At 44.3% G+C, this 26671-nt stretch carries 26 protein-coding genes and 2 pseudogenes; 17 read left to right on the top strand and 11 right to left on the bottom strand.

Annotation, left to right across the window (positions count from 1 at the left end):
• Window positions 1-44: 44 nt before the first annotated feature.
• Window positions 45-1994, top strand: a complete 1950-nt coding sequence (locus tag GVY04_09640) for a GAF domain-containing protein (GenBank protein ID NBD16382.1) — start codon at window positions 45-47, stop codon at window positions 1992-1994.
• Window positions 1995-2125: 131 nt separating this feature from the next.
• Complete coding sequence (locus GVY04_09645; protein ID NBD16383.1) at window positions 2126-2461, top strand: hypothetical protein; 336 nt, start codon at window positions 2126-2128, stop codon at window positions 2459-2461.
• Here the strand turns inward: GVY04_09645 and glgB are convergent.
• Both glgB and GVY04_09655 read right to left on the bottom strand, forming a co-directional pair.
• Window positions 2458-4758, bottom strand: a complete 2301-nt coding sequence (gene glgB / locus GVY04_09650; protein ID NBD16384.1) for a 1,4-alpha-glucan branching protein GlgB — start codon at window positions 4756-4758, stop codon at window positions 2458-2460. The two genes, GVY04_09645 and glgB, sit on opposite strands and share 4 nt — an antisense overlap.
• Before the next feature lie 51 nt (window positions 4759-4809).
• Window positions 4810-5109 carry a hypothetical protein gene (locus GVY04_09655; GenBank protein ID NBD16385.1) on the bottom strand — a complete coding sequence of 100 codons (300 nt, stop codon included), beginning with the start codon at window positions 5107-5109 and terminating at the stop codon, window positions 4810-4812.
• 145 nt (window positions 5110-5254) lie between these two features.
• Between GVY04_09655 and GVY04_09660 the strand changes: the two are divergent.
• A pseudogene (locus GVY04_09660) lies at window positions 5255-5335 on the top strand (Uma2 family endonuclease).
• A gap of 11 nt (window positions 5336-5346) precedes the next feature.
• Here GVY04_09660 and GVY04_09665 read toward each other — a convergent pair.
• The gene (locus GVY04_09665) at window positions 5347-5946 is read right to left on the bottom strand and encodes a HEAT repeat domain-containing protein (GenBank protein NBD16386.1); all 600 of its coding nucleotides are present in this window, start codon (window positions 5944-5946) and stop codon (window positions 5347-5349) included.
• A 218-nt stretch (window positions 5947-6164) separates the two neighbouring features.
• Here GVY04_09665 and GVY04_09670 point away from each other — a divergent pair, with 218 nt between their 5' ends.
• From GVY04_09670 to GVY04_09700, 7 genes and pseudogenes are all read left to right on the top strand, one after another.
• Window positions 6165-7205, top strand: a complete 1041-nt coding sequence (locus GVY04_09670) for a uroporphyrinogen decarboxylase (protein NBD16387.1) — start codon at window positions 6165-6167, stop codon at window positions 7203-7205.
• Between the two features lie 119 nt (window positions 7206-7324).
• Window positions 7325-7579 carry a hypothetical protein gene (locus GVY04_09675; GenBank protein ID NBD16388.1) on the top strand — a complete coding sequence of 85 codons (255 nt, stop codon included), beginning with the start codon at window positions 7325-7327 and terminating at the stop codon, window positions 7577-7579.
• Window positions 7566-7819 (top strand): annotated as a pseudogene (locus GVY04_09680) (type II toxin-antitoxin system RelE/ParE family toxin). Before GVY04_09675 ends, GVY04_09680 begins: the two are co-directional and overlap by 14 nt.
• 51 nt (window positions 7820-7870) lie before the next feature.
• The gene (locus GVY04_09685) at window positions 7871-8809 is read left to right on the top strand and encodes an NAD-dependent epimerase/dehydratase family protein (GenBank protein ID NBD16389.1); all 939 of its coding nucleotides are present in this window, start codon (window positions 7871-7873) and stop codon (window positions 8807-8809) included.
• A 489-nt stretch (window positions 8810-9298) separates the two neighbouring features.
• Window positions 9299-10222 carry a lipoyl synthase gene (gene lipA / locus GVY04_09690; protein ID NBD16390.1) on the top strand — a complete coding sequence of 308 codons (924 nt, stop codon included), beginning with the start codon at window positions 9299-9301 and terminating at the stop codon, window positions 10220-10222.
• 43 nt (window positions 10223-10265) lie between these two features.
• Window positions 10266-10406: a photosystem one PsaX gene (locus GVY04_09695; GenBank protein ID NBD16391.1), complete on the top strand. Its 141-nt coding sequence runs from the start codon at window positions 10266-10268 to the stop codon at window positions 10404-10406.
• A 311-nt stretch (window positions 10407-10717) separates the two neighbouring features.
• Window positions 10718-11425 carry a nitrogenase gene (locus GVY04_09700; protein ID NBD16392.1) on the top strand — a complete coding sequence of 236 codons (708 nt, stop codon included), beginning with the start codon at window positions 10718-10720 and terminating at the stop codon, window positions 11423-11425.
• A 134-nt stretch (window positions 11426-11559) separates the two neighbouring features.
• Here the strand turns inward: GVY04_09700 and GVY04_09705 are convergent, their stop codons facing one another.
• From GVY04_09705 to GVY04_09720, 4 genes are all read right to left on the bottom strand, one after another.
• Window positions 11560-12153: an orotate phosphoribosyltransferase gene (locus GVY04_09705; protein NBD16393.1), complete on the bottom strand. Its 594-nt coding sequence runs from the start codon at window positions 12151-12153 to the stop codon at window positions 11560-11562.
• 28 nt (window positions 12154-12181) lie between these two features.
• Window positions 12182-12895: a response regulator gene (locus GVY04_09710; GenBank protein ID NBD16394.1), complete on the bottom strand. Its 714-nt coding sequence runs from the start codon at window positions 12893-12895 to the stop codon at window positions 12182-12184.
• A 170-nt stretch (window positions 12896-13065) separates the two neighbouring features.
• Window positions 13066-13491 (bottom strand): TIGR02588 family protein, encoded by a 426-nt coding sequence (locus tag GVY04_09715; GenBank protein ID NBD16395.1) that lies wholly within the window; start codon window positions 13489-13491, stop codon window positions 13066-13068.
• Window positions 13488-14351 carry a TIGR02587 family membrane protein gene (locus GVY04_09720; GenBank protein ID NBD16396.1) on the bottom strand — a complete coding sequence of 288 codons (864 nt, stop codon included), beginning with the start codon at window positions 14349-14351 and terminating at the stop codon, window positions 13488-13490. Before GVY04_09720 ends, GVY04_09715 begins: the two co-directional genes overlap by 4 nt.
• A 70-nt stretch (window positions 14352-14421) precedes the next feature.
• Between GVY04_09720 and GVY04_09725 the strand changes: the two genes are divergently transcribed.
• Together GVY04_09725 and glgP are read left to right on the top strand one after the other, a co-directional pair.
• Window positions 14422-14655 (top strand): DUF3134 domain-containing protein, encoded by a 234-nt coding sequence (locus GVY04_09725; GenBank protein ID NBD16397.1) that lies wholly within the window; start codon window positions 14422-14424, stop codon window positions 14653-14655.
• A 109-nt stretch (window positions 14656-14764) separates the two neighbouring features.
• Window positions 14765-17341: an alpha-glucan family phosphorylase gene (gene glgP / locus GVY04_09730; protein NBD16398.1), complete on the top strand. Its 2577-nt coding sequence runs from the start codon at window positions 14765-14767 to the stop codon at window positions 17339-17341.
• A gap of 137 nt (window positions 17342-17478) precedes the next feature.
• Here the strand turns inward: glgP and GVY04_09735 are convergent, their stop codons facing one another.
• Both GVY04_09735 and GVY04_09740 read right to left on the bottom strand, forming a co-directional pair.
• A complete protein-coding gene (locus GVY04_09735; protein ID NBD16399.1) occupies window positions 17479-18117 on the bottom strand; it encodes a hypothetical protein in 639 nt (212 codons plus the stop codon).
• A 103-nt stretch (window positions 18118-18220) separates the two neighbouring features.
• Entirely contained in the window at window positions 18221-18958 is a 738-nt protein-coding gene (locus tag GVY04_09740) for a hypothetical protein (GenBank protein ID NBD16400.1), read from the bottom strand.
• A 38-nt stretch (window positions 18959-18996) separates the two neighbouring features.
• Between GVY04_09740 and GVY04_09745 the strand changes: the two genes are divergently transcribed.
• Window positions 18997-19134: a hypothetical protein gene (locus GVY04_09745; GenBank protein ID NBD16401.1), complete on the top strand. Its 138-nt coding sequence runs from the start codon at window positions 18997-18999 to the stop codon at window positions 19132-19134.
• 6 nt (window positions 19135-19140) lie between these two features.
• Here the strand turns inward: GVY04_09745 and GVY04_09750 are convergent, their stop codons facing one another.
• The gene (locus GVY04_09750) at window positions 19141-20682 is read right to left on the bottom strand and encodes a protein kinase (protein ID NBD16402.1); all 1542 of its coding nucleotides are present in this window, start codon (window positions 20680-20682) and stop codon (window positions 19141-19143) included.
• 286 nt (window positions 20683-20968) lie between these two features.
• Here GVY04_09750 and GVY04_09755 point away from each other — a divergent pair, with 286 nt between their 5' ends.
• The 3 genes from GVY04_09755 (at window position 20969) to GVY04_09765 (ending at window position 24086) form a co-directional block, all read left to right on the top strand.
• Complete coding sequence (locus GVY04_09755; protein ID NBD16403.1) at window positions 20969-23398, top strand: phenylalanine--tRNA ligase subunit beta; 2430 nt, start codon at window positions 20969-20971, stop codon at window positions 23396-23398.
• 4 nt (window positions 23399-23402) lie between these two features.
• Window positions 23403-23672 (top strand): hypothetical protein, encoded by a 270-nt coding sequence (locus GVY04_09760; GenBank protein ID NBD16404.1) that lies wholly within the window; start codon window positions 23403-23405, stop codon window positions 23670-23672.
• Between the two features lie 72 nt (window positions 23673-23744).
• Complete coding sequence (locus GVY04_09765) at window positions 23745-24086, top strand: 2Fe-2S iron-sulfur cluster binding domain-containing protein (protein ID NBD16405.1); 342 nt, start codon at window positions 23745-23747, stop codon at window positions 24084-24086.
• A 32-nt stretch (window positions 24087-24118) separates the two neighbouring features.
• Here GVY04_09765 and GVY04_09770 read toward each other — a convergent pair whose 3' ends face one another.
• A complete protein-coding gene (locus GVY04_09770; protein ID NBD16406.1) occupies window positions 24119-25660 on the bottom strand; it encodes a PAS domain-containing protein in 1542 nt (513 codons plus the stop codon).
• Between the two features lie 345 nt (window positions 25661-26005).
• On the opposite strand from GVY04_09770, the gene GVY04_09775 reads away from it, so the two are divergent.
• Window positions 26006-26671, top strand: a 666-nt coding sequence (locus GVY04_09775; GenBank protein NBD16407.1) for a hypothetical protein, incomplete at its 3' end; no start/stop codon positions are given.

The raw sequence follows: 26671 nt of genomic DNA on the forward strand, positions 1-26671 counted from the left end.
GGGTAGTTGCGTTTGGTGATGGAGAAACAATATCGACCCTGTTAATGCACAGATCGACTTCTTTAGTGACGGAGTTATTGGGACAACTGCCGCACTTGCGAACCCAAATTTATTTCAAATCCTCCTTGACTGCTCTTTCCCACGCCATGGAGGATCAAGTTTTTGCAACCGCCGATCCCCCACTGGTCATTGCAAGTTTTCAACAAGAACGGTTTTATCGGCAGGAAGCCCATCGTTATCGTCGATTAGGAAAACAAAGCAATCATATCTATATTTTTTCGGCGCTGGACACCTCATTTCGAGAAAATGAGCAAACTTGTACAACAATCAATTTTGATCCTGAAGATGCCCTCGCTCAAGAATGGCACTTAACCGTTATTGGCAAAACCTTTAGTAGTTGCCTCATTTGTCGGGAATGCCCTTCTAATGAGACTCACCAACCTGTTGCTTTAGATTCTGCACGACGATTTGAAGGCATTTGGACCTTTGATCCCGAGGTCACAAAAACAGCAACTTCTCTGCTATTCGATAAAATTTTATACTATCGACCCGAGTTAGAAAGCCAAATTGAAACCGCTCGGAACAACTATCTACAAGAGACGCTAAAAGCGGAATCAACCTCAGAACGCGTCAACCCTGATGCCTTTGTGGAACGGCTGGTGACCCATTTGCAGGCAGGACAATATCGTGTGATTCGGGCTTACAGCTCGATCGCGAAAAAAGAAGAAAAAGAACGTTTATTACGGTCTTTAACCAATGCCATCCGTCAATCTTTAGACCTGCAAGAAATTCTTGAGATTACCGTTCAAGAAGTGGGAGAAGCCCTCTCGGCATGTCGTTGCTTAGTCTATCGCTGTCGTCCTGATACCACCACTGCCACCATTGAACACGAATTCTTACGCAACAATATCAGTTCTCTTAAAGATGAAGTGTGGCCTATTGAAAAAAATCCTCTTCTACACAATGTCCGTGAAAAGGGAACGCCAGTTTATATCCAATATACCGCTACCGATTCGATGATTCAAAATCATCCACTATTATCCTCTCTTGTTGCTGAACACCAAATTTATAGCTGGCTATTGGTTCCCTTGTTGTATCAAGGACAAGTCATTGGCATGATTGAACTCCATCATTGCGATCAGCAGGAAACCGCTTGGAGTGATCAGGATATCGAACTAGTAGAAGCGATCGCGCCCCAAATCGGACTTGCCCTCACCCAAGCTGAAGCCTATACCAATCTGGAAGCCCTCAACGAACAACTCGAAGCCCTAGAACAAACTCGTTCTAACCTCGTTGCGATTACCGGACATGAACTGCGCACTCCCCTTTCCACGATTCAGGTTTGCTTAGAAAGCTTGGTGAGTGAACCGGATATGTCGGAAGAACTGCGACAAGTGATGCTTTCTACCGCCCTCAATGATGCCGAACGCATGCGTCGTTTGGTACAAGACTTCCTCACCCTCTCGCGCCTGGAAAGTGGGCGCATTGAGTGGAACCCCGAACCGATGTCCGTGGAAGAATGTATCGAATTATCCCTGAGTAATATTCGCGGTAAAAATACCGAAACCCCTTTACCGATTATCGAAAACCATGCCGAAGCCAATCTCCCGCTTGCTTATGTGGATGGGGAATGGTTAGTGGAAGTCTTAGCCAAATTGTTAGATAATGCTTGTAAATTTACCCAAAACAATGGCAAAATTATCCTCTCCGCTGAACCGGACAATCAAGACAAAGTGAAAGTCACTATCGCTGATACGGGTAGAGGCATTGAACCCTCCCGTTTAGAAACTGTCTTTGACCGCTTTTATCAAGAGGAAGGGGCATTACAGCGCACCACCGGCGGCACCGGTCTTGGTTTAGCCATTTGCCGTCAAATCGTCCAAAAATGGGGCGGCGAAATTTGGGCAGAATCAAGGGGTAAAAACCAAGGAACGCAGTTTCACTTTACCATCCCCGTTGCTCGAGCTGCACAAGTGACTTCAAGTGTCAAGTAATTCATTAAGAATTTACGGAAACACTCTAATGACTAATGACTTCCCAAGAACAAATACATTCCTCATGAGGGAGGGGAAACCAACTTGATCTTTGCTTAACTAAAAAGAGAAGTGTTACAAAACTTAATCTTATGTTTAACCACCCCCTCTGGCAACAACTGAAACGCGCTCTCCTGATTGCTTTTGTCGTTGGATTTGCCTGTTTACAGACCATCACCAGTCATCCCGCGCAAGCCGATGAAGGGCAATTCATTGATTCCGAAGGTAGGGACTTAACTGCTGTCGTAGAATGCTTACCAGAAAACTATGGCAAAGGGGACTTGCAAAGCGCGATCGCGAAGTTTGGCAACGATTATCTCGAACGCGTCTTTCGCCTGAAAGAAGATACCGCAGATTACCAAGTGAGTGAAGACGAACAACAGTTCCAAAAGTGCCTCCAAAGTAAAGGCATCCGACCCAAAGCCTAACTCGTTTCCTCAGTCTCCTTGGTTTTCTCTGGATCTAGCTTAAAAATGACTACCGCTAAAGGCGGTAAACACAAATCCAGGGAATATGGCTGTTCGTGAAACGTCCACGTTTGCGTCCATTTGCCCCCTAAATTCCCCATATTGCTGCCGCCATACTCGCGACTATCGGAATTGAAAATTTCTTGATAGAAGCCTGCCGTTGGCACACCAACGCGGTAGTGACTATGGGGTTGGGGGGTAAAATTGCAAACAACGACTAAAAAATCAGCACTGTCTTGGGCGCGACGAATGAACGACACAACACTATGACGGTGGTCATTACAATCAATCCAAGCAAAGCCTTCCTCAGCAAAATCTTGTTCATATAACGCCGGTTCCTGGCGATAAATACGATTGAGGTCGCCGACATAGTTTTTGAGGCGGTGATGGAAAGGATACTCTAATAACCACCAATCTAATGGCGTCTGTTCATCCCATTCATTCCATTGTCCGAACTCCATCGATGCAAACAGCGTCTTCTTGCCAGGATGAGTAAACATAAACGCGAATAAACAGCGAACATTGGCAAACTTTTGCCATTCATCCCCTGGCATTTTCCCTAGAATATGGCTTTTGCCATGAACCACCTCATCATGAGATAACGCCAGCATATAATTCTCACTGTGGTGATACCACATACTAAACGTTAAATTATTTTGATGAAACTGGCGGAACCAAGGATCCATGCTGAAATAGTCCAGCATATCGTGCATCCAACCCATATTCCATTTCAGGTTAAATCCTAAACCGCCGGTATAAGTGGGCCAAGACACCATCGGCCAAGCGGTGGACTCCTCAGCAATAGAGACGACACCGGGAAAATAGCTAAATAACAAATAATTGGTTTGCCGGAGAAACGCCACTGCATCTAAATTCTCTCTTCCCCCATACTCATTGGGTAACCATTCTCCCTCTTGCCGTTGATAATCTAGATATAGCATTGACGCTACTGCATCCACTCGTAAGCCATCCAGATGATATTTATCCAGCCAAAATAGGGCATTGGCTTCTAAGAAATTCCGGACTTCGGGACGCGCATAATTAAAAACATAGGTGCCCCATTCTTTATGTTCTCCTCGTCGCGGATCAGGGTGTTCGTAAAGATGGGTGCCATCAAAGAGGGCTAAACCATGAATATCCTTAGAAAAGTGTCCGGGAACCCAGTCGAGAATGACGCCAATGCCATTTTGATGACATTGATCGACGAAATACATAAAATCCTGAGGGGTACCATAGCGAGAGGTACAAGCATAATAAGCCGTCACTTGATAGCCCCAAGACCCATCAAAGGGATGTTCGGCTAACGGCAGCAATTCAATATGGGTATAGCCCAGTTCTTTCACATAGGGAATCAGAGTTTCGGCAAGTTCATAGTAAGTGAGAAACCTTGCTTCCCAATTTTCACCGGACATCGTTACTGGAGACACTTCCCCCTGTAAGCTGCGGGGCGGATCATTGACTGACCCTTGCAACCAAGACCCCAAATGAACCTCATAAACTGAAATCGGAGATTGCAGCGGATTGTAGTGACGCCGTTGTTCCAGCCAGTTGCTATCGCCCCAAGTATAAGTATTCAAATCGGTGACAATTGATGCTGTATTTGGGCGCACTTCTTGCTGAAAGCCATAGGGATCAGATTTATCATAAATCTCACCATCCTCCCCTTTAATCAAATATTTGTAGCGTTCTCCTACTTGCACGTCTGGAATAAACAGTTCCCAAATCCCGCTTTCTCCCTTTTGCATGGGATGCTGTCCCTTTTCCCAGTGGTTAAAATCGCCGATAATCGCAATACTTTGGGCATTTGGTGCCCAGGTAGCAAAGTAAACGCCCGTCACTCCTCGGACAGTTGTGGGGTGTGCCCCTAGTTTTTCGTAGATGCGGTGATGATTTCCTTCTGAAAAGAGGTAGCGGTCATATTCTGTAAAATGAGGCGAAGGAAAGGCATAGGGGTCGTAAATCACCCGTTCATGTTCTTTTTCTTGGATGCGGAGTTGGTAGTTAATGAGAGGTTCCCCATCGAGATCAATGATGCACTCGAAAAATTGAGGATGATGACTGGCGTGCATGGGGTGTTCTTCTCGGGCTGCGGGTAAACGCACCCATGCGGCTTTAGCTTGAGGAAGATAAGCCCGTATTGCCCACTTTTTTTGATTTTCTTGTGTTTCGATTAAATGTGCCCCCAGAACGGTAAAGGGGTTAGGATGCTGGTTGGAGACAATTTTTTGGACTTGTTCTGGGGTCAGGTTTTGGGACATTTTTTATGGGTGATACGTGAGTGCTATTTATGCCGATTTCTTCTCACTTGCCTAGAATGGCGTTAAAATGCGCAGCATTTGACGAATTTGTAAGAGAAAAATCGTTTCTTGAATTTGAGGGCTTAACTCTGGAGGATAGGGGGATTGAGCTAATTCCACTTGTAATTGTGCATATTCAGCTGCGGTTAAGGGCTGACCATCAATGCGCGATCGCGCTTCCAGTATAATTTTAGTCCGCAATACCTCTTCTGGGGTATCCTCCGGTGGGGGTAAGGCAACACTCGGAGTCACTATTCCCATTACACTGAAACTGAAACCGCATAAATATCCGCAAAGTTGGAGTCGTTTCATTCTGGAGATGACAATCAATCAGTCAATGTTTATTGTAAGGGCGATCAGACATTTGGCCATACTCTTTCTCAAATTGAGCACTATGAATTTAACCACAGAGGCACAAAGAACACAGAGACTTGCACAACATAACAACGATCATGAAAAAATAACCTTTTATAATCCAGAAGGGGAATTAAAACAGTCTTTACTTGTGCCAAATTTTCCCCATGAAATTAAACGTTAATTGAAGAGAATTTAACTCAAAGCATCAAGGTTCCGTAAAGCAAATTCGGTGCGCGATCGCGCGGTTAAATCCGATTCTGCTTCCTGTCGTTGCTGTAAATATTCCTGAATCTCTGCTGTAAAAACTTGTTTCGCCAGTGACTCTAACCCTACAATTGCAGCATACCGCACAATCCATTCCTCATCCGTTGCAACTGTCTTCAGCGTTTCAAAAACTTTTCTCTGCGCCGTTTCTCTGGCTTCTGGCGGTAAAACATCCCAGCGTAACTGCCCCAAACCTTTCGCAGCCCCCCGACGCACACTGAGGGAAAAATCGCTGGTTGCTGCATCCAATAAAATCTCTAATGCTTCTGGGTTTGCAATCCGCGATAACGCTCGAATTGCCCATGCCCTCGCCCCATAATCATAGCCATCAAGGTCGTGAATGAGAGTGGGAACTGCAACATCTCCTAACTGGACTAATCCTTCTACCGCAGCCACTGCTGCACCCGGATTATTAAATCCTAACACTTTAATCAGCATGGGAATTGCCGCTTCCGATTGACTGCGACTGAGTGCCCACACCGCTTTGACTAATTCTTCTGAAGAACTGGCTTTTTCAACCGCTTGAATTAAAGGTTCTGACAAGGCTCAATACAGGATAAACAAACGATAGTAGCGACCCGTAATCAATGACCAGTGACTAATGACCAATGACTAATGACCAATGACTAATGACCAATGACCAATAACATATCAGATTTTTGCATTTTTCAGAAGGTTCTCACCAATCCCAAAAACAAAATGATAAGCTAACGGATGCGTTAAAAAATTTCAGATAATATCAATCTATGTCAAGTCAGAGTGAACTTCCTTCTTTATTGAAAGTGGCCCGTGGAGAAAGTGTATCACGTCCACCCGTGTGGATGATGCGGCAAGCAGGACGATACATGAAAGAATACCGCGATTTACGCGATAAATACCCCAGTTTTCGGGAACGTTCGGAAAATCCGGATCTCGCTATTGAAATTTCACTCCAACCTTGGCGGGCGTTTCAACCGGATGGCGTGATTCTGTTCTCTGATATCCTCACACCATTACCAGGGATGGGCATTGACTTTGATATTGTGGAAAGTAAAGGACCGGTTATTGATCCGCCGATTCGCACCCAAGAACAAGTCGATCAGATGCGTCCGCTAGATCCGGAAAGTTCACTGCCTTTTATTAAAACCATTCTCAAGTCGTTACGGGAAGAAGTGGGGAATCAATCCACAGTTTTAGGCTTTGTCGGTGCACCCTGGACATTAGGGGCTTATGCCATTGAAGGAAGAACCTCAAAAAATTATGCCAATATCAAAGGAATGGCGTTTCAAGAACCCCAACTCTTACATCAGTTCTTAGGCAAAGTTGCCGACTCAATCGCGCGCTATGTCCGTTACCAAATTGATTGCGGCGCACAAGTCGTGCAGATGTTCGATTCTTGGGCGGGTCAACTTTCTCCACAAGATTACGAAATCTTTGCTTTACCTTACCAGAAACGAGTCGTTGAGCAAGTCAAACAAACCCATCCCGATACTCCCTTGATTCTCTATATTAGCGGCAGTGCTGGGGTCTTAGAGCGGATGGCAAAGACAGGTTTTGATATTATTAGTTTAGATTGGACGGTTGATTTGGCTGAAGCCAGACAACGGATTGGACAAGAGACAAAAGTTCAGGGAAATATTGATCCGGGAGTTTTATTTGGATCGCAAGATTTCATTCGCGATCGCGTCTTAGAAACCATTCGTAAAGGAGAAAATCGCAGACATATCCTCAACTTAGGTCATGGGGTATTACCGGGAACCCCAGAAGATAATGTCAGACATTTCTTTGAAGTGGCAAAACAAGGATAGTTACTCATTTAAAGTTAAGTTGGATGGGTGAGAAAAACTCACCCAGTTGATAATGCGTTACAGTTTGATCAATAGCTGAATGACTTAAAAAATAAATAAATAGATAGAAAAAATTCACTATGATTGATACAACTCATTCTCGGAGAAGCCTTGAAGAAATTGCTGCTGATTTTAATCTATCCGTGTCAGAACTAATTGATCACCTTGAAGAAGGAAAACTCGCAATTATTGATCCAGAAGCTTTAGAAGATCACCTAGATTTAACGGAAGCGCGCAATGCGATTGCTGAAACGATTGCTAATGAAGAAAGACCGGTTCCTTGGGAAGAAGTTGAAAAAGAACTTACGATCAGATCAATTAATGTATCGGATTGAAATCCTACCCAAAGCCAAAAGACAACTAAAAGCAATTCCCCGTGAGATGCAAACTCTCCTTAAGAATGCGATTCGTAACTTGTCAGAGACTCCACGAACACTAGGGGTTAAAAACTCTCTGGTGAGAATAACTTATATCGAATTCGGATTAGAAATTATCGAGTTATCTACCAAATTCAAGATGATGTTCTCTTAGTGCTTGTTGTAGCAGTTGGTCACCGTCGGGACATTTATCGTTAAACTTGCTATAGTCTATCAGTTTATCAAAATATTAATTGTTTAAAAGTCAGAATGCGAATTTTTATCACGGGTGGAAGTGGCTGCATTGGTCACTACCTTGCTGAAGATTTAATTAATAATACGAATCACGAACTATTTTTTTTAGTTCGTAATCCGGCAAAAATTCAGTTTAATCCGGAAGCGCGATCGCGCATTCATATTTTAAAGGGCGATTTAGAAGAAATTCACCAGTTTGAAGACTTATTAAAAACCATTGATGTTGCCATTTTAGCAGCAACCATTTGGGGCGGAAAAGCTCAAACATTTCGGATTAATGTGGATCGCACCCTTGACCTGTTAGACTTATTAGATTCTGAAACTTGTCAGCAAGTTATTTATTTTTCTACTGCTAGTATTCTCGATTATCATCACCAACCCTTAAAACCAGCCGGAGAAGTGGGAACTGAATATATTCGCTCTAAATATCAATGTTATTTTAAGATCAAACAACATCCTCTTGCTTATAAATTAAGCATTGTTTTCCCGACTTTAGTTTTAGGAGGTGATCAAAATAAACCCTATTCTCATATTTCTTCAGGACTTCCGGAAGTAGCAAAATGGGTTAACTTAGCGCGTTGGTTAAAAGCAGACGGCAGTTTTCACTTTATTCATGCCCACGATATTGCGACGACAGTTGATTATTTAATTCATCATCAATCGCCGGATCCAATCCCTCGAGAATTCGTTTTAGGCAGTCCAAAAATTACAGCCAATCAACTCATTGAAAATCTATGCAAATATTTTCAGAAACGCATTTATTTTCGCATTCCGCTATCTATAACGTTAGCCAATTTCTTGATTATTCTTTTTCGCATTGAAATGGCGCAGTGGGATCGCTTTTGTTTACAATATCGCCACTTTAGCCACGAAAACCCAGTCAACCCAGAAACTTTTGGTTTAACTCCATACTGTGCCACACTGACTGATGTGTTTAAACTCCATCATCTTTAAGTTGTCACTTTTTACTGAAAATTTTAACGACACAGCATTCAATCTAAGAGGGTATCAATGCCAACTGCTGATCAGGGTATTATGTGTATAACACTATGCCAATCACTCACGAATTCCTTTATGCCTATTTTCGTGGTTCGGCTTGATGAAAGAACGGGAAACGTATTTATTCTAGCTGGCGATAAGATAGAGATAGAAATTTACCGTAATGGTCGTTGGAGGTTTTTGTGAGTCAAGATGAATTCAAGAAAATGACTAAATCTGAACTGCGAGCCTATGTGATTGCTCATCCCAATGATCAAAATGCCTTTCACCTCTTTGTTGACCGCTTTACCGCCGATGCTTCTCCAGAAACTTTCGGTTTGCCACAGTCTCACTCTGATGTTGAAGAGATTGAAAAGTTAATCCAGGAAAGAGTGCGTTAGCTTGTGTCTAACAACTGCAACGATGATTTGTTAGAAATAGTAAGTAAGAAACGATGGATAATCAATGGCAAATCAGACAAAACCAACGAACTCTCAAACCAGACAACAATGGCGGGAAGAAATTACGGCGCTACCGTCTTGGTTAAAACGTCCCATTGGCAATGCCAGTGAAATTTCAACCGTACAACAGGTGGTTAAACAGCGCGATATTCACACCATCTGCGAAGAAGGGCGTTGTCCCAACCGAGGCGAATGTTATAGTAACAAAACAGCAACATTTCTCTTAATGGGAGCAACTTGTACCCGAGCCTGTGCATTTTGTCAAGTGGATAAAGGTCACGCCCCAATGCTCCTTGATCCGGAAGAACCGCAGAAAGTGGCGGAAGCGGTAGAAGCGTTAGGGTTAAAGTATGCCGTGTTAACCTCAGTGGCACGAGATGACCTTGAAGATGGTGGCGCCAGTTGGTTTGTAAAAACGATGGAAGCGATTTGGAAACGCTCCCCTGGGACAGGAATTGAGGTGTTAACGCCAGATTTCTGGGGGGGGAAAGATTCACAGCAAAAACAGCGCGATCGCGTGGCAACCGTAGTCGCAGCGAAGCCGGCTTGTTATAACCATAATGTCGAAACGGTTCCGCGTTTACAAGGTCCAGTGCGTCGTGGGGCACAATATGACCGTTCCCTGGAGGTATTAAAAATTGTAAAAGAAATTGACCCCACAATTCCCACGAAATCCGGGTTGATGCTAGGACACGGGGAAACAGAAGCAGAAGTAATTGAAACCTTACAAGATTTACGGGCAATTGAGTGCGATCGCGTCACCCTCGGACAATATATGCGCCCTTCCCTAGAACACCGCCCTGTGCAAAAATATTGGACACCAGATGAATTTGATCGCCTCGGCGCGATCGCGCAAGAAATGGGATTTGCTCACGTTCGTTCAGGTCCCCTTGTGCGCAGTTCATACCACGCCGGAGAGGCGGCTTAATTCTCTCATTCAACCAATCAATAAAAATAAGGAAGACAAAATTATGGCAAAAACGTCAGCAGATAAAATGCCGGTTCCTCAATCCGGTCAACCCCCCTATCGGTTTCGTACCATTTGGGCATTAGTTCTACTCGCCGTTAACTTTATTGTGGCAGGAATTTATTTCCATTTCCTCAATATCTAGGCTGCCTCATTATTAACCCCTTCACCCCCTCACTCTGGCTTAGAATAGAAGGAGGGGGTTTTGGTTGAAATTTTATATAACTAGTTGCTCATATGGATTTTTAGTCATTACAAAGATCTCTCTCTTGGATCAGGTATATGAAAAGTCATGAAGTTATAGTAAGAATTGTAAATATGTTAAGTTTTTGTAACAGAATGCCTTGATCCCCGAAAAATAGGAATTAAACTCTCTATTGGGACGACAGGGTGTGTTAATTACCGACTCGCCTCAGGGGAATAATCGCAGTATCCAACTTATTGCACAAATTTACTATGACTAGCTTCACGAAATTATCCCAACCTAAATCTAATCAAGAAGCCTCTGCCTGGATCCGTGGTCTGTTAACTGTTGCTTGGGCCGATGGAGACTTTGATCTTGAAGAGAAGCATCTGATCACAAAAATTACCAAAGAAGAATTGACGCCAGATCTCGAGTTGAATCAAATTGATTTAATTAGCCCAGAAGAGCTAGCCACGACGCTGGGTCAAGATAAGAAAGTTGCCGAAAATTTCCTCCGTACTGCAGTAATGGTTGCAGTGGCTGATGGCGTTTACTCTCGTCCAGAAGCTGACCTCTTAAATTCTTTCTGTAAAGCCCTTAATCTCGAAGTGGAAGCACTCAAAACCCTAGAACATACCCTGTACAATCGCGAGTCTCAAGAAACTGGGGCAACTGTCTCCCTCCAAGAAAATGAACAGCAAGATTATCCCAGTCATCCGCATTCTGATGTTTTGAAACCAGTCCGGGATTGGCTCGATGGGATGGAAGTGGATGATCCTCGGGTAGCAAGATTTATTTGTAAATTAGTGCCTTCGCAATGTCCCTTTGAACGGGATATCAAACTCTTTGGTCACAAATTGGTTCATATTCCCCCCTTATGTAAACTGAATCCCCTTTATGAGCAACTAGTAGGGTTGCGTTTCCGAGCGTTATCTTTTCTTGCTGATGAATGTAAGGAAGATGTTTCTAAGTACACTTAAAGTAGTAACTAATTAATTACTAAGACAAGGAGATGGGTAGACAAGGTGAGGCTTCGGCGAACTCAGCCGAACCGGGGCGAATCTTTAATTGTCTGCTTCCCAATAATTAACAACGCCTCCAGTAACCTTTTTCCCTATTTCGCAGCAGAAATGCACTGTGTATAAGCCTGCACATCAGAAATAGAGAAAAGCGCCTGAAATGGAATGCCGCGTTCTTGATATAACTCTTTCCCGCCTTGTTCGCGATCAATGATGGCTAAAATCTCACTCACTTCATAGCCAGCCGCTTGCAGTTGTTCTACCGCAAACAATGCCGATTGACCGGTCGTCACCACATCTTCCAAAACAACAATTTTTGACTGGGGAGGAAGCTTTTTCCCTTCCAAGTAAGCATTCGTCCCATGCCCTTTTGGCTTTTTTCGGACGATAATTCCCGGTATAGGGCGATTTTCATAAGCAGAAACAACGGTAACAGCACTAACTAAAGGATCTGCCCCTAGGGTTAAACCCGCAACTGCTGCTGTGTCAGTCGGTAAGTTGGATAGAAACAGTTGTCCAATCGCTAATGCGCCCTCTGCACTCAAAGAAACGGGCTTGCCATTGACATAATAAGAACTTTTTTGCCCGGAGGAAAGGGTAAAATCTCCTTCCTGGTAAGCTTCTGTTGCGAGCAGATGCAGTAATTTTTCCTTGACTTGATCTAAGTTTTTTTCCTTTGCTCGTGTCAATTGTCACTCGTCCCTTATTAATCGTTAATTATCCCACTAAGCCCGAACGTAACGCTCGAACCGCTGCTTGGGTTCGGTCATCGGCGCAGAGTTTGTTCAAAATATTGCGGACATGGGTTTTCACGGTTCCCACTGTAATGTAAAGTTTTTCGGCAATTTCGGCGTTACTGGCTCCTTCGACAATCAGTTGTAAAACTTCCAATTCCCGTTCTGTCAAAGGATAGGCTTCAACTAATTGTTCATATTCGGGTTCAGACGCACTGATTTGTCGGGTTTTTGCTTCTTCTTCAGGGGAAGAAATGGTTTTTGCTTGGGAAATGACAACGCGCGCGATCGCGGGATCAATCCAAGAACTGCCTTCTTTTGTCACTCGCAGCGCTTCTAAGAGTAAGTCAAAACTGATATCTTTCATACAGTAAGAATCAGCCCCAGCCGCAAAAGCAGCTAAAACATATTCTTGGCTATCTTGAAGGGTCAGAATTAAAATTTTGACATCTTTAAGGGCATCATTCTCGGCTTGGGCTTGCTTGAAGCGAGTGGTCAACTCAATCCCATCCATGTCAGGTAAACCAATATCAACGATCGCGACATCCGGTTGCTTTTCTTCAATTAATGCCAAGCCTTCTTTAGCATTAACTGCTTCCCCTAAAAACGTAACTTCACCCCGTTGTTCGAGCGCAGTGCGAATGCCAACGCGAGTCAAATCATGGTCTTCAATTAAAATGACTCTTATATTACTCATCTTTTACGGCTTCCCATCTCTGACATTAACTTGCAAGTTTCCTCAGCCCCGCTGACCAACCAGTGGAGAGATTTCCCAAAAATCATACCATATTTATCAGGACCTGCCATGAAAGGTCTTTACATCCAGGGGAGTTTGTCATTAATCATCAGTCATTCGTTAATAAGGCATTAACGATAACTGGCTACTCTCACACTCAACTCACCTTCACGGGGATCATGAGTGAAGATAAAATAACCGCTCTTTTTCTCTCCCGCTGCCAGAAAAGAAATTTCTTGTTCTCCCACTTCCAAATCGTCAGGAGGGTTAATCGTCAAAGAAGCAATCACTTGCACGGATTCAGCATAACTTCCTCCCATATTTTCCAGGACAAACGGTTGATAAAATTGTCCTTCTCTGATTTCTACCACGGCTTCGGTTTTCACCTGTAAAACCGGGGGCGACTGTTGACTTAAAAGCCAATCATAAAGAATTAACCCAATTAGTGCTAACAGAATGCAACTACTGATCAAAAAGGTGATCCATTCGGCACAATTTCGTTTTTCCGAAGCGGTAGAGGCTGCCTTCCCTTGAGATTGTTCTTGTGCTTCGCTCATATCACTAATCGACCCGCTGCGCCACCAATTGTTGCTGGCAATCCTAAAATTAGGGTATCACTTAGCCATTCTTGCCAAGGGTCATGCCAACTCAGTTGCTGGAAAAACCACAGCATCAGCGCTGATGCTAATAAACACACTAAATAACAAATTAAGGTTTCATTGATGGGTTGTTGCAAAAGCCCTTGTTGTTGGCGACGTTCCTTTTGGTTGGTTAACCCAGCCACAAAGACAATACAGTAAGAAATAGCCAGTGAAGAGAGAATAATTAGGATTAACCAGAGGGGAGAAATGGAAGCGGATAAGAGAGAAACCTCTTCGGTGGGGGCAATGCTAAAGGCGACAATCAGGGAACCGATCAAGGTCGCATCCAGATCCGCAAGCAGGGATTGAAAAATACTGTTTTGCGGAAGGCGACGGGCTTTTTTTACGGTGCGAGGGGCGCGATCGCCGCGCAGGGTAGAACGAGCCAGGGCAACCCCAATGGCAAATGGAATACACTCAAAGACTAACTTCCCTAAGGCTTCATTGAGGGGGGTATCTAGAGTAATCCGACACAGCAAAATTAGAGAAAACAAAGCACAGACCACACCAATGCTCATGGATTCTACGGTTTCCATGAAGGCATCAATGGGTTGAATGTCTAGAGAGCTGCGAAAGCCCTCACTTTGATTGAGTAAGTAAACCACAAAAAAGGTAATCCCTAAAGCAAGCAACATCCAAGCGGGAGTGGTACTTGACCCAATCCACCACACCTCAACCGTGTAGAGCAAAGGTAAGCCAAAGAGAAATCCTCCCGAGGCGCCTCGCAACAGGTTAAGGATTTCCGTTTGCCAAACAGACGAATAATGAGACAGCATTTTAGCCAAAGAGAAAAAAAGCGTTCACGTTACACTATAGTATGGTGCACTGAATTCAACTGCGACAAAAATGAATAATCCGTCTCTGCGTCAAGAACCGCGTTACGAACCGGCAACTGTCATTCCACTTAAACAAGATACCTCTCTGTTGGATTGGTTAGAACAGAACAATCGGCTGATGCCCAGAGAAAGCCTAGAAAGTGAAAATGAGAAATATCTGGAAGAAGATGAAGAAATTGCCCAACTCATGGGAGAAGATTATCGCGGGGGAAGCGACGCGATCGCAGATAATGATCTAGAATAATCTGGCAAAGCATAATGAACTATTAAGAAATCGGGGTGAGGGGCATTATTGCTTGCAAAATAGTTAGGCGAAAAGTCGGAATTCTAAAACACGCCAGCAGAAGAAATTTATGAAGCCAATTCGTACCTTTAACGTTTCCCCCTCCCTCCCCCCCAAATTAGAGCCGTTGAAAAAGCTGGCTTATAACATCCATTGGGATTGGGATATTGAAGCCAAAGACCTATTTCGACGTTTAGATAACCAACTTTGGGAATCTTGTCGTCATAACCCGGTTTCCTTGCTCGGAAATATCAGTCAAAAACGCCTCGCTGAAGTGGCTGAAGATGAAGGTTTTATTGCCCAAATGGAGCGAGCGGAACAGCAGTTAGATCTCTATTTACAAGAGCGAACCTGGTTTCGGAAAAATCGGGGTCAAATTGCCCAAAAAGAATGCTACGCCTATTTTTGCGCGGAATATGGCTTAACCGATTGTCTTCCGCTCTACTCTGGCGGTTTGGGAGTGTTAGCCGGGGATCATCTCAAATCAGCCAGTGATTTAGGCTTACCGCTGGTCGCAGTAGGCTTGCTTTATCAAGAAGGCTATTTCTCCCAATATTTGAATGCAGATGGGTGGCAACAAGAAGCTTATCCGGTCAACGACTTCAGTAATATGCCGCTGCACTTGGAACGTAATCCCGATGGCTCTGAATTGAAAGTTGAAGTGGACTATCCCGGACGCACCGTTCACGCTCGGGTGTGGCGGATTGATGTGGGAGTGGTTCGTCTCTATCTCCTCGATACCAACATTGAAGGGAACTCTGAATACGACCACAACATTACAGACCGGTTGTATGGTGGGGATCTCGATATGCGGATTCACCAAGAAATGATGCTCGGAATTGGTGGTTTTCGCGCCCTGAAAGCCCTCGGCTATACCCCCACCGTTTTCCACCTCAATGAAGGACACAGTGCTTTCTTGGTCCTAGAACGGATGCGTCGCTTGATTGAAGATAATGGCTTGAGCTTTGATGAAGCCAAGCAAATGGTACAGGCGAGCCAGATGTTTACCACGCATACGCCGGTTTCTGCCGGGTTTGATATGTTTAACCCGGATCAAACCATGTATTATGTGGGGCATTATGCCGACATTTTTGACTTATCCCGAGAAGAATTTTTAGCGATGGGACGGGAAAATACCGGTGATTTATCCTCTCCCTTCAGTATGGCAGCTCTGGCTCTGCGCACCAGTTCCTTCCTCAATGGTGTCAGTAAACTTCATGGCGAAGTCTCACGGGATATGTTTAAAGGGATGTGGAAAGGACTGCCGGAGCAAGAAGTTCCCATTACCTCGATTACAAATGGAGTCCATGCCCGCAGCGTTGTTACCAAATCAAAACAACAACTTTATGACCGCTACTTAGGTCCCAGCTGGTCGGAAAAAGGACCAGAAAACCCCCTCTGGGACAAAGTGAATTCCATCCCGGATGATGAACTCTGGCGCAACCATGAACGAGCGCGCGCCGATATGGTCGTCATGGTTCGGGATTGGTTGGCGAAAAAATTACGTCAACGCGGTGCCAGCCAAGCGGAGTTAGATAAAGCAGCAGAAGCCCTTGATCCTGATGTGTTAACCATTGGGTTTGCCCGCCGTTTCGCGACTTACAAACGCGCTACCCTTTTCCTGCGGGATATTGAACGGATTAAGAAAATCATCATGGGCAACCCGGAACGCCGTTTGCAATTTGTGATTGCCGGGAAAGCTCACCCGAAAGATATGCCTGGGAAGGAATTGATTCGTGAACTGATTCATACCGCGCGAGAAGAGGGAATTGAAGAATATTTAGTCTTTGTCCCGGATTATGATACTCATGTGGCACGAGCCATGGTTTCTGGTTGTGACATTTGGCTCAATACCCCTCGCCGCCCCCGGGAAGCATCGGGGACCTCCGGCATGAAAGCAGCCATGAATGGACTACCTAACCTCAGTATTCCAGATGGCTGGTGGGATGAAGCGGATCATACGGCAACCGGTTGGGCTATTGGTCAAGGCGAAATTTACGAAGACCAAGAATACCAGGATGAAGTGGAAGCCAATGCCCTCTATGATCTCTTAGAACAAGAAATCATGCCGTTGTTCTATAACCGGGATACCAATGGTGTGCCTCGGGGTTGGGTGCAGAAAATGAAAAATGCCATTCGCCTCAATACCCCACAGTTTAATACGGCGCGGATGCTTCGGGATTACAGTACCGAGGGCTATTTCCCTAGCAGCGATCGCTATTTTGCAATGACAGAGAACAATTATGCCAATGCCAAAGCAGTTGCGGAATGGAAAAAACAAGTCTTTGAACGCTGGTATGATATCCGCATTGAAAGCATCGACGTTTCTGAAGAAACAGACATCGTGGTCAATGAAACCGTTGAGGTAAAAGCAGTTTTAGACTTAGCCGGTTTGAAACCAGATGATGTCAGCGTAGAATTGTACTTGGGAAGCCTAAACAGTGCTGGCGAAATCATCAAAGGTACTCCCATACCAATGGAATATACGGGCGAGTCTTCTGCAGCAGGAACGATCTTTAAAGGATCCCTTGCTTATCATTCCAGTGGGTTACAAGGGCTATCCTTGCGAGTGTTGCCTAAAAACCAGTATATGGCGCATCCCCATGAGTTAGGTTTAATTCTTTGGGCTGATGATTATCAACAGTAATTGACAATCATCTCTTTGCATCTAATTCAAATCCTAAAAATCGGGAACTTGGGAAGTGGAAAGATCAAATTCCGACTCCCTCATCCCGATTCTTAATGATTGCTACTGGCATGAGAGACGAAATGTTTGCGGTACAGCTACTCTTTAGTACTCGCCATTTCCTCTCGTCCGCGCACATTTTCAATCGCAGATTTAACTGCATAAGAGGCAGCAATAATATCTTTTTCTTCCCCCCCTAAATATAAGCGCCCAAAACTCCCAACAGCAGACACTTGTAAAATATTAATGTTAGCTGCTTTTTCCGCTTCATTAGCAGCAAGGGCAGCAAAGGCAGCAGGTTCCACCTCAAACACATATAAACTTTCCCCTTTGAGCAACATATGACCCCGCCGAGTGCGGTTTACCATTTGCGCTTGATGAGCATCAATATTGCGGATAATTTGACTGGAAACCACTCGCGGTTTTAAGCCATCTTGTTCGGATGCGCCTAGGGCATCTAAGATCGCTGCGCCTGCAATTTTGACATCTCCTTTCTGAGAAGAATGAATTTCTAACAATCCATAAAGCCGTTCTACAACTTGGACTCCAGGACGAACATTGGTTGCTTTTAGGGCAACATCGGTAATACGATTAATTTCAATACCGGGAGAAATTTCAATCCACAGGGAAGTATCGCCGGGTAGGGGTAAAAAGCCCAGTGAGACCGTTCCCATATAGGCAGCATGTTGCGCTTGTAGGCTATCTAAATAGACGTAACTCCGAAGGTCGATACCCAAAAGATGTTCTCCTGTTCAAGTCATAAGGGCGCATCATAACTTTATCAAATTATTTCGCCTCAGCTGAGACCTGCCTGAGAACACCGACTGCAAGATACAAAAGCTACCGATTGGGAATTGTGAAACCATTGGGCATTCCAGGAAGAGATTGCGGTTGGGCAGGTAGCGAAAAAGCACGATCACTCACTGAGGTTTGAAAGTCAGTGGCAGTCATTTTCCAAGTTCCTTCTTCATACTGACCTTCCATATATAAAGGAATACCGTGGTTATTGGAGTAGCAAGATAACCAAGGATCCCTAGTTTCAAGTTGGTTGACTTTAAAGCAAGTTGTGGTTTCTCCAGCAATTACCCGCATTCCAGCAGCAGTAATGTGATTGCGATAGGCTTGGGGATTATTTTTGATCTCTTCCAAGGTTTCCAATCCCTGAATACCGGGTCCTGTCAATTGATTCAGGCTAGGAAGACGAAAGCAGGTCCAAGTATTTCCCTGCGCAAGACAATTGGTCACTTGCTCGCCCCTGCGATACAGACGAGCTGTTGTACCCTGCAATTGAGTATCAAGCCGAAACTTTTCCCCTTTGATCCACTGCTCAACCATCATCGTGGGATGATCGGTCATTTCCATTTGGTAAGATACCCAATAGTTAGGGTTGCTCACAGCATCCATGAGGAAAGAACGAAATTCTTCATAAGTATTGTTTTCCTTGACGTTAGTTTGCCCTAGAAGCTTGTCTTGGGGAAGCGGAGAAGCATCGGTTTCTCCAATCCCTCCCATGAAAATTGTCAGGAGAGAGGCGACCGCCACTTTTATTATTAAGTGATTTTTTTTTATTTTTTGCATGATTTAATACACAAAAAAATAGTGTTTGTTAGGGACAGATGACGTATTCCGCTCGGAATTGTTCTAGAACGCCAAAAATTCGCCGCTTTTCCCAGCGTTCGAGCATTTTCTGCGATCGCGCTAACTTGAAAACATTACTAAAAGATAATCGACAGCAACGGGGCTTGTGCTTCTAGTGATGACTACCATAAAGCACGTTTTCCATTCGGCAAAATTGTTGCCCAGTTGGTTTTTGCTTGCGCTAATTGCTTATCGCTTATTTTGGCATTAGTTAAATTGGCACCGGAGAGATCTGTTTCAGTCAGCTTAGCATCTTGAAAATTAGCAAGGGTAAGATCCGCTTTACGTAAATCAGCTTTTTGTAAATCAGCATTACTAAAAAACGTATTACTCAGTTTTGCTTCTCGCAGCACCACTCGTCTTAAATTCCCATTGGCAAAGTCAGCCCCTCTTAAATCTCCTTTGCGAAGGTTGGTCTGCATCAAATTTGCATCACGAAAAATACACTGTCTCAAATCCTTTTCTTCTAAATCTAGGCGATATAAATTAACTTGAGAAAAATCCCGTCTCCCTTGTTCGTATTGTTGAGTAACTTGTTCTGCTGTCAACTTTCGAGAAGCTAGCGATTTGGAGCGCTCACCACTGGTAAAACCTTGGCTGCGCTCAGGCGTGCGACTGGTCGGTAAGCCCATCCGAGTCCGACGTTGACGAATTGACTCCGCTAACTTACTATTCCAACTCGTAGAAGACTCCGGTTGCTCAGTATTTTCTGTTTTATTAATGGGTTTTCGTTTAACAAGCCCCTGCGACAAGCTCTCTTCATAAGCTTCCATTTCTAAACCATCTAGAACAGCTTGGACAGACTGATAGCGATCGCGCACTGCCATTTCCAGCATTTTCCGTAGTACTTTTTTCAGATGAGCACTCACCTGCACATAATCTTCCCAATCTAAAGCCCCAGTGCGGGCGTTATAGCCAATATCTTTTGGCGATCGCCCCGTAAGAAGATAAATACAGGTTGCCCCCAAGCTATAAATATCACTGGCATAAGTGGGACGCATTGCCATTTGTTCGGGGGGAGAATAGCCAGGAGTTCCGACAGCAAAGGAAGTGAGTGGGTTATCGTTAGACATATCCGCTGCCATTACCTCATTCACCCGATTTTTCACGGCCCCAAAATCAATCAAAACTAATTTCTTATCAATGTCGCGACGAATAATATTCGCTGGTTTAATGTCGCGGTGAATGACTTTTTCCGAGTGAATATACTCAAATAAGGGTAAAATTTCGGTCAAAAATTGGCGAATCCCAGCTTCGCTCAAGGGGCCATTGGTTTTGACTTCCTTTTGCAAATTAGAGCCTTTAACAAACTCCTGGACCAAGAAAAACTGCTCTTGGGCTTCAAAGTAATCCAGTAAGCGAGGAACTTGGGGATGATTTCCTAATTTACCCAAGGTTTCTGCTTCTCGTTGAAATAATTCCCGTGCCATCTTCAAGAAACTCGGGGTTTTATTGGCTGGACGCAGTTGCTTAATCACACAAACGGGATTCCCGGGTAAACTGGTATCGACCGCTAAAAAGGTAGCGCCAAAACCGCCTCGACCTAGTGTTTTTCCTACTAGATAACGACCATGAAGTTTGAGATCGCTACCGCAACTTTGACAGATTCTAATTTTGTTGGGGTTTCTCGGCTGCGGGCAAGACGGATTCAGACAGTAAATCATCTTGTTAGTCTAGAAATACGGTGGTCGAAATGAGTTGAGCTTAAGCAAACACAAGGTAATCTTGCTGTTACGATTGCAACGGATCTGAGGTTAATTAAAAAGTGAGAGAAAACACTATTAAATTAAAATATCAATCTACTTGAAGTTATCTATAGCATACCTCACTGATTGAGAAAAAACACAGCTTGAGCGGTAAACAACTGGCAACCCGTTGCAGCGCTTGAAACCAACCCTCTTTTAGGTCACAATAAGAAGGCTGAGTTTTTTTATAGCACCAAACAAGTCGATGCGAGTCTCTCTAAACTGGTTGCAGGAATTTGTTGAGATTGATCTCACCCCAGAAGCCCTAGCGGAAACGTTAACCATTGCTGGGTTTGAAGTGGAAGAAATTGAAAACCGTCGTGCTTTTGCCGAAGGCGTTGTCGTTGGTAAAGTTTTAGAACGGAATGCCCATCCCAATGCTGATAAACTCAGTGTGTGTACCGTTGATGTTGGTAGTGCAGAGCCTTTAAATATTGTCTGTGGTGCAGCGAATGTGCAGGCAAATGCTTATGTTCCCGTAGCAACCGTGGGCTCTTATCTGCCCGTGAAAGATTTGAAAATTAAACGCAGCAAACTGCGTGGTGTGGCATCACAAGGGATGATCTGCTCCCTTGCGGAGTTGGGGTTAGAAAAAGAGTCAGATGGCATCCATATTTTTAGCGAAGAAACGCTTACTCCTGGGGAACCGGTTTATCCCTTACTGGGACTGGATGATGTCGTGCTGGATTTAACAACGACCGCGAACCGGGCTGATGCACTGAGTATGGTCGGAGTAGCGCGAGAAGTAGCAGCGTTAACGGGGAAACAATTAAGGCTTCCAGAACCGCCACAGCAAAATATTCCCACTGGCAAAGCTGCCCTTAGCATTAAGGTGACAGCAACGGAGGCTTGCCCGGCTTATATGGGTACGGAAGTGACTGATTTAAAACTTGCCCCCTCCCCTCAATGGTTACAACGCCGATTACAAGCAGCTGGGGTCCGTCCGATTAATAATGTGGTTGATATTACCAACTATGTGCTGTTGGAATGGGGACAACCGTTACACGCCTTTGATCGCGAACGCCTGCAGTCAGTTGCAGGAGGAGATTCCTTGACGTTAGGGGTGCGGTTAGCCCAAGCTGGAGAAAGTTTAACCACGCTGGATGGGCAAGCCCGTGAACTCAATCCCGATAATCTGCTGATCACGGCTAATGATGTTCCCGTTGCCCTGGCTGGGGTGATGGGGGGTGAAGAAACGGAAGTTTATGACCAAACAGAAAATATTATTTTAGAGGCAGCGTTATTTGAACCGGTTGCCATTCGGCGTTCGGCACGAGTGCAAAGCTTACGCACAGAAGCCTCCACCCGCTATGAACGAGGGGTGAATCAAGCGGAACTGGAACGAGCCAATCAACGCGCGATCGCGCTGCTGCAAGAATTAGCGCAAGGCACCCCCACTCAACAAGCCATGGCGGATCATCGCCTCCACCCCGAACAACGACAGCGAACGCTAACGTTGCGTCTAGACCGGATTCATCAACTGTTAGGTCAGGTGAATAACCGGGAGGATGGCAAATTGACCCCAGACGATGTAGAGGGTATCCTCACTGCTTTAGGCTGCGAAATGCAAAGGAATCCAACAGATCAAAGTTGGAACGTCATTGTTCCCCCCTATCGCGATCGCGATTTAGAACGAGAAATTGATTTGATTGAAGAAATCGCTCGTCTCTACGGTTATGACTCCTTCTGCGATACGCTCCCGGAAAAAAGCCAACCGGGGACGTTATCGGTTCGGCAACAGAACAAAAATCGCATCCGGGAAGCCATGCGGGCAGTGGGTTTAACAGAAGTTCTCCACTATTCTCTGGTAAAACCGGAAGGAGATGCTGTTACTCTAGCCAATCCCCTCTTTCAAGAATATTCCGCCCTCCGCACTGAATTAATTAGTGGTTTGGTCAATGCCTTTTCCTACAACCTTGCCCGAGGCAATGGCGCACTTAATGCCTTTGAAATTGGACGACGGTTTTGGCAAACAGAAACCGGCGTGGGAGAAGCGGATACCCTGGCAGGAATTATGGGGGGTGAGATGTTTCCCCAAGGACGTTGGACAACCTCCGGACAACCGATGACCTGGTATCAAGCCAAAGGGCTGTTGGATGCGGTTTGGCAGCGGTTAGGTGTTACCGTCACCTATGCAGGAACCCAAGAAGATGAACGCTTGCACCCCGGTCGCACTGCCGTCATTTCCCTCGACCAGCAGCGTCTTGGGCTGTTCGGACAACTCCATCCTCAATTTCGCCAAGATCATGATTTGCCCGAAGCGGTCTATGTATTTAGTTTCGATCTCGAAGTCTTGTTAAGCGCCTTAGCGCAAAAGAATCTCTCGCAATCCCGCTTCTCTCCCTTCTCAACTTATCCGGCAGTGGCAAGAGATATTGCCTTTTATGCCCCCGTTGATCTGCCTGTTGCCGATTTGATGCAGGTAATGACAAAAGCCGGGGGTAACCTGTTGGAAAATGTGGAACTCTTCGATGAGTATCGCGGAGAGAATGTTCCAGAAGGACAGCGCAGTTTAGCGTTTAGCTTGACCTATCAAGCACGCGATCGCACTTTGACCGATGAAGAAGTAGAACCGCTGTTAGAAAAAGTTCGTAAAGCACTTACCCAAGAATTTACAGTCACCTTAAGGAGTTAAGAAAATGCCGAAGTATGTAATGTGGGGCAGTTATTGTGACAATGTGGAAGAAAAACGAGCGCCTTTTCGCCAAGCGCATTTAGACGGTTTAAAGGCACAGAAAGAAGAGGGGACCTTACTCACGATTGGTCCCACTAAAGACTTACAGCAAGTTTTTGCCTTGTATGATGCGCCAGATGAAGCCACTGTCCGGCAACTCGTAGAAAATGATCCGTATTGGCAAAATGGGATTTGGACGGAGTATCAGGTTAAAGAGTGGATCCAGGCATTTTAAAGTTTTTTATAGTGACTACAGGGTCGGCGTTTAGAATGGAACTAGAGTGTTTCATGGGAGGGAAGGATCATTATGCCGCAAATTATGGCTCAAGGAAAAACCTTTACCTGCGATCGCGGGGCGAATCTCCGCAAAGTCCTCCTAGAGAACAATATTGATCTCTATAATGGCAATGCCCGTGTGATTAATTGTCATGGTCTGGGCACCTGCGGAACCTGTACCGTGGCAGTTGAAGGAGACGTTTCTCCACCGGGTCAGCGCGAAAAACTGCGCTTGTCTTTACCCCCGCACCAAAGCAGTACAACGCGACGTTTATCCTGTCAGGTGCAAGTTCTTGGCGATGTCAAAGTCAAGAAATTCACAGGATTTTGGGGCCAAGAAAACACTGTTAAATGGTCACCGGATTCTGCGTAAATTCATCTTGAGAGAGAGAACTCATAGACCGTTTAACTTGATCTTGTTAGGGGATCATTGGGGAAAGATACAGTAAACGTACTGCCTTTTCCCAATTCGCTTTCAACGGTAATGTCTGCTTGATGAATCGCTGCTACATATTTAATAATCAATAATCCTAACCCCATTCCACTCCTGTTACTAGCAAGACCATCTTGATCAAACGCATCAAATAGTTTTTTTTGCTCTTCGGGAGCGATGCCAATTCCCTCATCAGCGACTTGGAAAATCGTTCTATTCTCTTGCTTCTCGATACTAACGGAGATAGTACTGCCTTCTTCAGAATATTTGAATGCATTAGCGAGGAAATGATTGATTAAATGAGAGAGTAACGTCTTATCTCCCTTCAGCCAAATTTCATCTTGATTCTGGTGAAGTTTCAGCTCATGGTGAAGGGGATTTAAGCCCATAAAATTCGCCACTACTGTCTGATAAATTTCAATAAGATTCACGGGTTCAAATTGGAATGCTTGGCTTGCAGACGGAAAACCATTGAAAGTAAGCATGTCTTCGTGTATACGACTAAGAGATCCGACAGCAGCAGAAATTTCCTGTAAATATTGTTCTAATTTTTGATCAGATAGCTGCTTTCTATATTTTTTCAGTAACCTTGTTGCCATGACAATTCGACTCAGTGGTGTGCCATTTTTAAATAAAATCGTGGTAATAATTTTTGTTTTAAGATGATTAATTTCTTTTTCGGTTGCTAAGGCTTTCTGTAATTGTGCTTCTAATTTTGTCAGATTTGGGTTGCTGTTTGGTAATGCTTGAATTGGGTTCGCTTCAAAGAATCGATCTGGCATTTTTCTGGGTTCAGTGATCTCAGTGCAAATTCCAACTAACCCCACAATAGAACCTCGATCATCGATTAGTGGAATTTTACTCGTTAACATGATTCCCTCTGTCCCATTAGCATCATAATAAGGTTCTTCTAGATCTAAAATTGCTTTTCCTTCTTCTATCACTCTCCGATCCCATTGGCGATAGGAGTCTACATAGCTATTTTTTCTATTCAGTTGATAATCATTTTTACCAACGACTTCCGCTGGATCACTGAAGCCAGCTACTTCTGCAAAATACCGATTACATCCTAAATAAACTTGATTCCGATCTTTCCAAAAAATTTGTTGCGGAATATTATTAATAATTAAGCTTAATAAGTTCTCTTGCTCCGCTATTGCTATTTTTTTAGGACTGACCGTAGGGGGGGGGATTGGTTTTAAAAGTAAAGAAGCACCCGCCCCACTTGGATCCTCATAATATTCAGCGTGAACTTCAAACGTTTTAGATTCTTGATCGGCGGTAACGATTTGATCTTGATATAAGATTTTTTTGTTATATTGTAATCCTTGCCAATGCTTGAGCTGAAAGTTAGGAAAGATATCATAGACAGTTTTCTGTAACAGTTCTTGGCGAGACAATCCCAAAAGCGCGATCGCAGCTGAATTCACTTCACAAAAAGACCCATCTGCAAGCGTCAATAAAATGGGCTCACTTACTTGATTCAAACTAAGTTTAAGTAATTCAGAAATCATGGTTTTAGTCTCATTGAGAAGAACTGGCTATTTAGCTCGCGAAGATTCATGCTCCTGATTTTAGACTGATTGATTGGTGAGAGGTGAAAGTTTTTACTTAACCTTGAAATTGTTGAAGTCACTACAACCAAGTGAATCTTGAGTATAAACAAGTAAATTTTGTGTTAATGTAATGTTTAGCTATCATAACAAAGTTAAGCGTAAACTCATATTATACTATCGTAGCTTTGATCAGTGGCTAATTTTTTTATAAATCTACTTACGTATAGAAGATAAAACCTGCCTTAACTTCTGTAGCTAGCCAGTAGCACAATCAAAAATTTAGGGTGAATTGAGGAGTGCATTATGACATTAATCATTTTTGGAGATAGTTTATTAGATGGCGGAAAAGGGGGCGGCAACCTGACAGCCAGATTAGAAGCACAAGGGCTGCCATCACCTTTTCCAAATCCCCCTTACAGTAATGGAAAAGCTTCCAATGGACTGGTTTTGAGTGAGGCAATTGCAGAAGACCTAGGGATTGATCCTGATACTTTAATTTCTAGGTTTACAGTTTCCACTGCTCCAGATGTACAGGAAGAAAACGTTATCTATGCTGTCGCTGGCGCGACATCTGAGGATTTATTATCACAGGTAGACCTCTTTTTAGATGACTTGGTCGCCAGCAGCAACATGGATCTAGAGGAAGACGATAATGATCAAGATTTTGCATTGCCCTTTGCTAGTGCGCAAGCGGGAGATACACCCACTTTCCTGAACAGGATCGCCAACAGAGTTAAGGAGCGATTCAATGATGATGATAATAACGAGTCTCTCTTTGCTAGCGCGCAAGCGGGAGATACACCCACTTTCCTGAACAGGATCGCCAACAAAGTCAAGGAGCGATTCAATATTAGTTCAGGTAGTGGAAATATAGAGGAGTTTGCTTTTATCGATCCTGTGCATCCTACTGCATCCTTTAATGAATTTCTAGCAGCGGAAGCCAGTGAGCAAATTGCTTTAGAGTTTGCT

The sequence above is a fragment of the Cyanobacteria bacterium GSL.Bin1 genome, assembly GCA_009909085.1.
In the GTDB taxonomy this organism is placed as follows: domain Bacteria; phylum Cyanobacteriota; class Cyanobacteriia; order Cyanobacteriales; family Rubidibacteraceae; genus Halothece.